Genomic DNA, 6,276 nt, shown 5'->3' on the forward strand with positions numbered 1-6,276 from the left:
CTATAGTCGGCCCTTGGGCGGGCGGCAAGGTGGGTTGGCGAAAAAACCGCGCGGCCCCCGTTCCTGTCCCGGTTCGGGAGGCGTTCAGGCTCGGACCGATAGCTCTGCCACGGTTCGTCGCAAATCGGATTCGCCTCGGCGACGGGGAGTTGCCCGAAGCGCGCGAAGGGATTCTCCTCCCATCCGCAGAAATGCGGGGGCTGACACGAGGCTGCGAAAGGTCGCATGATGAGCACTATGATCGCCCGTTTCCCTGATCTCGGCCGCCGCATGGCGGGCCTGGCGCTGGGCGTCCTGGCCGCGCTGTCGCTGAGCGCGCCGGCCTTCGCGCAGTCGCAGGACCTCGAGACCTTCGACCCCGATTCCTACAACCAGCAGAGCGGCGGGATCGATGCCGATCTCGCCACCCCGCAGGCACCTCCGGCCAATGCCCCCGCCGAGGCGCCGCCCGCCGAGGCCACGGTCGATGCGACCTTCGGCGACTACGCCGCGCCGCCCGCGGCCGAGACCGCACCGCCGGTTGCCACTACCACAACGACGACCACGCCCGTTGCCACCGCCGAGACCTATGGCGAGGACGACCTCATCGGCGCGGCCGAGGGCGTGTTCGGCAAGGGCGCGGAAGGCCTCGCCAAGCTGATCGAGGATCTCCTCAAGAAGCAGGGCGAGCCCAACGGCTACATCGTCGGGCGCGAGGCGGGTGGGGCGTTCATCGTCGGTGCGCGCTATGGCTCGGGCACGCTGCACCACAAGGTCGAAGGCGAGCAGAAGGTCTACTGGACCGGCCCTTCGATCGGCTTCGATGCGGGCGCGAACGCGGGCAACACCTTCGTGCTGGTCTACAATCTCTACGACACCGAGGACCTGTTCAAGCGCTTCCCCGCGGGCGAGGGGCAGGCGTACTTCGTCGGCGGCCTGACCGCGAGCTACCTGCGCCGCGGCGATGTGGTGCTGATCCCGATCCGGGTCGGCGCGGGGCTGCGGCTCGGGATCAACGCGGGCTACATGAAGTTCTCCAAGGAACAGAAGTGGGTTCCGTTCTGAGGCTTTGCGCCTGAACCTGCCGATTTTCGCAGGCTGCATACGAAAAGCCGGTTGCGATAAGCGCGGGTCGGGGCCATGCGCTCGCGCATGCTTGAACGACTCAGCCAGCAGGCGCCTGACGCCCTTCTCGCCCTGATCCGCCTCCACGCCGCCGATCCACGCGAGGACAAGATCGACCTCGGCGTCGGCGTCTACCGCACCGAGGACGGCGCGACCCCCGTATTCGCGGCGATCAAAGCGGCCGAGCAGGTGCTGCTCGATACGCAGGAGAGCAAGTCCTACCTCGGCCCCGAAGGCGACATGGGCTTCGTCAACGCGCTGATGCCTTATGTGTTCGGCGCGGGTGATCCCACGTTTGGAGGCCGCATCCAGGGGATGCAGACCCCGGGCGGCACCGGCGCGGTGCGTCTCGCGCTCGGCATGGCGCAGAAGGCGGGCGTGAAGCGCGTCCACATGGGCGTGCCGAGCTGGCCGAACCACGCGCAGATCCTCGCCGATCTCGGCATGGAGCTGGCGGCCTTCGATCACGCCAAGGCGGACGGCACCGCCGATCTCGACGCTGTTCTGGCCGCCATCAACGGCGCGGCGGCGGACGAGGCGGTGCTGCTCCACGCCTGCTGCCACAACCCGACTGGGATCGACTACACCGCCGACCAGTGGGCCGCGATCGCCGATGCCTTTGCCGCCTCCGGCACCTTCCCGATCATCGATGCCGCCTATCAGGGCCTCGGCCACGGGATGGAGGAGGACGCCGCCGGCATGCGCGGGGTTCTGGCCAAGGTGCCCGAGGCCTTCATCGCCTATTCCTGCGACAAGAACTTCGGCCAGTACCGCGACCGCGTCGGCGCCTTCTACGTGCTCGCCGCGGAGGCCGGCGCGCTCGACACCGCCTTCTCCAACGCCAATGCGCTGGCCCGCGCGGCGTGGTCGATGCCGCCCGATCACGGCGGCGCGGCGGTGCGGATCGTCCTGCGCGATGCGGGCATGACGAAGCAGTGGCTGGCCGAGCTCGACACCATGCGCGCGCGGATGCGGCAGGTGCGCGATGCACTCGCCGCGGCGGGTAGTGCGGGCCGCATCGACCTGACCCCGCTCGGCCACCAGAACGGCCTGTTCTCGATGCTGCCGGTCACCAAGGAGGAGGTTGCCCAGCTGCGCGAGGATCACGGCATCTACATGGCCGCCTCGGGCCGCATCAACATCGCCGGGCTGACGCCGGGCAACCTGCCCAAGTTCATCGCCGCGCTGGCGGCGGTGGCGCAGTAAGGCCGCTCCCGTGCTCAACCGCCAGCCCATGCTGGAGGGCGAGCACGTCCGCCTGCGCCCCCTGCGCGCAGACGATTGGGACGCGCTCTTCGCGGTCGCCTCCGATCCGCTGATCTGGGCGCAGCACCCCGCGCATGACCGCTGGCAGGAGCCGGTGTTCCGCGCCTTCTTCGACGATGCCCTTGCCAACAGGGGCGCGCTGGCGGTGATCGACCGGGCGAGCGGGGCGATCATCGGCTCCTCGCGCTTTCAGGGGCTGGAGGAGGCGGGCGGCGGCTCGGTCGAGATCGGCTGGACGTTTCTTGCGCGCTCGCACTGGGGCGGGCGCTACAACCACGAGATGAAGCGTCTGATGCTCGCCCATGCGCTGGCGAGCGTTGCCGAGGTGCGCTTCCTCGTCGGCGAAACAAACACCCGCTCGCGCACCGCGCTTGAGCGGATCGGCGCGATGCTGACCGACCGGCGCGAGGAGCGCATCATGGCGGGCGGCGAAATCATCCCGCACCTCACCTACGCGATCACCCGCGAAAGCTTTGCGCGCGGGCCGTTGGCGGTTTGAAGCCTTTGGGGCCAAAACCGGAACAAACCCCGCTTATTCTCCCCGTCGCTGGCCCGCGATAATTCTCGCCCGAATCGCAAACGGGAGAGCCGCCATGGCCAAGCGCAAATCCGCCATCGATCACCTCAACAACGGGCGCGAGCCGCATATCGTCCACATGATCCCGCCCGGTGCACCCGGCTTCCGCGAGGCGGCGGGCGGCGCGATGGTCGTCTCCTCCCCCGCCGAGGTCGACGCGCTGGTGCGCCGCTTGCGGGAGGGCGAGGTGGCGACGCTCGACGTGGTGCGCGCGGCGCTCGCGCGGCGGCATGGCGTTGCGGTCGCCTGCCCGGTCTCGACCGCGATCTTCCTCAATATGGCCGCCCGCGCCGCCGAGGAACGCCGCATCATGGGCGTGCCCGAAGAGGAGCTTACCCCGTGGTGGCGGGTGTTGAAGAAGGGCGGCTTCCTCAACCCCAAGTTCCCCGGCGGCACCGAAGCGCAGCAGGCGCTGCTCGAGGCCGAAGGCGTGCGCGTCTCGCCGCTCAGGCGCCAACCCGCGGTGTTCGACTTCGCCGAGCGCGCGCCGGCCGATCCGTTCGAGGAGCGGGCCTGAGACTTGGTCATTCGGCGGCGACGCGCGGCAAGAGCGATGCGACAGAGCAGGCCGAAATCATCGGCACGCGCGCCGCTAGGGAGGCGCGGAGCCCATTCGCTTTCGGGAAAATGGGCGAGGCAAGGGATTGGCAGAAAGTGGGTGGATTGCTGCGCCAGCCCTCTCCGTCTCCCCGGACTTGATCCGGGGCCCCGCTGCCTTTTTCTCGGTCGGCAAGCAAAGAAAGCGGGGTCCCGGGTCAAGCCCGGGAAGACGATGTAGAGATGTCCGTATCGGGATCGATGCACGAACCCGCTTCGCGGGAGTGTCGCTGGCGGCGAGGGTGATGTAGAACGACAGGCGTAGCGCCTGATCCGAGAGAGGCAGACGATTGTGGCTCCTTCAACCAAGGAGTCGAACGATGAACGAGATTATTCCGATTGGGCCGGTCAGCCCGCTTCGCCAGCGGCTGATCGAGGATATGTCACTGCGCCGGTTCGGGCCGGAGACGCAACGCAACTACCAGCGCGATGTGGGACGGTTCGCGACCTGGCTGGGGCGCTCGCCGCATACCGCGACCGCCGAGGATGTCCGCCGGTTCCAGATTGAGCAACGGGAAGCCGGGGTGCCGGCGCCGACCATGAACAGCATCGTGGCGGCGCTGCGGTTCCTCTTCACCCACACCCTCGACCGGCCCGATCTTGCACGCAAGCTGGTCCGCACCGCGCACGCTCGCAAGATCCCGGTGGTGCTGACCCAGAGCGAGGTGAAGCGCCTGCTCGATGCGACCACCAGCCTCAAGCATCAGGCCGCATTGTCGGTCGCCTATGGTGCGGGTCTGCGCGTCGGCGAGGTCGCGGCGCTCAAGGTGCGCGATATCGACAGCAAGCGCATGCTGCTCAGGATCGAGCGTGGCAAAGGCGGGCGATACCGCAATGCCATGCTGCCAGAGGGCTTGCTCGTGCTGCTGCGTGACTGGTGGCGCGCGGGGCGTCAGCAGGGTGTGCTCCACGCTGATGGCTGGCTCTTCCCGGGACGAGGCGCCATGCTGCCGATCAGCACACGCCAGCTCCACCGTGTCGTCGTCGAAGCTGCCGAGGCAGCCGACATCGCCAAGCGGGTAGGACCGCACACGCTGCGTCACAGTTTTGCTACGCACCTCCTCGAGGACGGGGTCGATATCCGCGTCATTCAGGCGCTGCTCGGTCATGCCAAGCTGAACACCACCGCCTTTTACACGCAAGTGGCAACCAAGACGGTGCGCGCCGTGGTCAGCCCGCTTGACCGGCTCGCACTGGCGGCACCGGACAAGGAGGCGCCGAGCGGCTGAGGACCGGTGCGCGCCGCACTCGAGGTCGCCGACGTTTTCTGCGCTGCCGGGCCAGCCTATCGGCTCGCCCATGCCGGGCACCTGAGCCTGCATCAGCTCAAGGTCATGTCGGCGATCGAGCACTGCCGCACCGCCGCGCTGGGCGGGCATGTCGAGGCCTGCACCGACTGCGGACATTGGCGGATCGCCTACAACTCCTGCCGCAACCGCCATTGCCCCAAGTGCCAGGGCACCGCCGCGCGCACCTGGCTCGCCTCGCGCGAGGCCGACCTGCTGCCGGTGGGATACTTCCATGTCGTCTTCACGCTGCCTGCCGAGATCGCGGATATCGCGTTCCACAACAAGGCGCTGCTCTACGACCTGCTGTTCAAGACTGCGTCCGAGACCACGCTCACCATCGCCGCCGACCCGAAGCATCTCGGTGCCCGCATCGGCATCACCGCCGTGCTCCACACCTGGGGCTCGGCCATGACCCACCACCCGCATATCCACATGATCGTGCCGGGCGGCGGTATCGCGCCGGATGGGGAGCGATGGATATCATCCCGCCCGGCCTTCCTCCTGCCGGTGCGCGTGCTGGGCGCCTTGTTCCGCCGCCTGTTCCTCACTCGGCTGCTGGCGCTTTACGATGCCGGCAAGCTCGCCTTCTTCGGTCGGCTCGCTCATCTCGCCGATCGTCGCGCATTCCTGCGCCACCTCGCGCCGGTGCGCAAAAAGCGCTGGGTGGTCTACGCCAAGCCGCCCTTCGCCGGTCCCGAGGCCGTGCTCGCCTATCTCTCGCGCTACACCCACCGGGTCGCCATCTCGAACAGTCGCCTCCTGCGGCTCGACGAGCATGGGGTCACGTTCCGCTACAAGGACTATCGCCGTTCTACGCCAGACCGGCAGCAGGTCATGACGCTCAGCGCCGACGAGTTCATCCGCCGCTTCCTGCTGCACTGCCTGCCACGCGGGTTCCACCGCATCCGCCACTATGGCCTGCTCGCCAGCGGCACCCGCAAGGCCCACCTCGAGCGCGCCCGCCGCCTGCTCGCCCTCGCGCCGCCCACCGCGGTCGAGCCACCCACCGAGCCCCCCGATCCGCGCCCGCCATGCCCTTGCTGCGGCGGGACCATGATCATCATCGAGACCATCGAACGCCGCTATCTGCCGCGCGGCCCGCCATGTCCGATCGCACCATCCGGGAACCTTGCGTCGTGACCCGGCACGGCCCCACACCGCCAGACCTCACCGCAACCGCGCTCCCGGGGATGAGGATGTCTGCATATCATCCGCCCAGGAGCAGTCGTCCCATCGCCAAAATCGGACGGACGAGCTCCCCACAGCCGCCCTGTCACTCCAAAATCGGACGGGCTGCTCTCAAACCCGTCCGCTTATCGACACCGTCTGCAGACGCCCAGATCGGCCGTAAATCGAAATCCCCATAGCTCACCGCATGCGGCCCGCGGGTTCGGGCACCGTCGACTTTCCGACGCCTATCGGCGTCCGAAACTCTAAACGATT

At 68.2% G+C, this 6,276-nt stretch carries 6 protein-coding genes; all 6 read left to right on the forward strand.

All coding sequences use genetic code 11. The features are described 5' to 3' along the window. Window positions 1-228: 228 nt before the first annotated feature. The 6 genes from BZF57_RS14355 (at window position 229) to BZF57_RS14380 (ending at window position 5,973) form a co-directional block, all read left to right on the forward strand. Complete coding sequence (locus BZF57_RS14355; protein WP_086739193.1) at window positions 229-1,044, forward strand: DUF1134 domain-containing protein; 816 nt, start codon at window positions 229-231, stop codon at window positions 1,042-1,044. A gap of 87 nt (window positions 1,045-1,131) precedes the next feature. Beyond that, window positions 1,132-2,310 carry an amino acid aminotransferase gene (locus BZF57_RS14360; protein ID WP_086739195.1) on the forward strand — a complete coding sequence of 393 codons (1,179 nt, stop codon included), beginning with the start codon at window positions 1,132-1,134 and terminating at the stop codon, window positions 2,308-2,310. Window positions 2,311-2,320: 10 nt separating this feature from the next. Beyond that, entirely contained in the window at window positions 2,321-2,869 is a 549-nt protein-coding gene (locus BZF57_RS14365) for a GNAT family N-acetyltransferase (protein WP_240506000.1), read from the forward strand. Between the two features lie 94 nt (window positions 2,870-2,963). Next, window positions 2,964-3,464 (forward strand): MGMT family protein, encoded by a 501-nt coding sequence (locus tag BZF57_RS14370; protein ID WP_086739170.1) that lies wholly within the window; start codon window positions 2,964-2,966, stop codon window positions 3,462-3,464. 400 nt (window positions 3,465-3,864) lie between these two features. Next, a complete protein-coding gene (locus BZF57_RS14375; RefSeq protein WP_067402726.1) occupies window positions 3,865-4,773 on the forward strand; it encodes a tyrosine-type recombinase/integrase in 909 nt (302 codons plus the stop codon). Window positions 4,774-4,779: 6 nt separating this feature from the next. After that, window positions 4,780-5,973, forward strand: coding sequence for an IS91 family transposase (locus BZF57_RS14380; RefSeq protein ID WP_067489996.1), 1,194 nt, complete (start codon window positions 4,780-4,782; stop codon window positions 5,971-5,973). Window positions 5,974-6,276 lie beyond the last annotated feature (303 nt).

It is taken from the genome of Erythrobacter colymbi (genome assembly GCF_002155685.1).
GTDB lineage: Bacteria > Pseudomonadota > Alphaproteobacteria > Sphingomonadales > Sphingomonadaceae > Erythrobacter > Erythrobacter colymbi.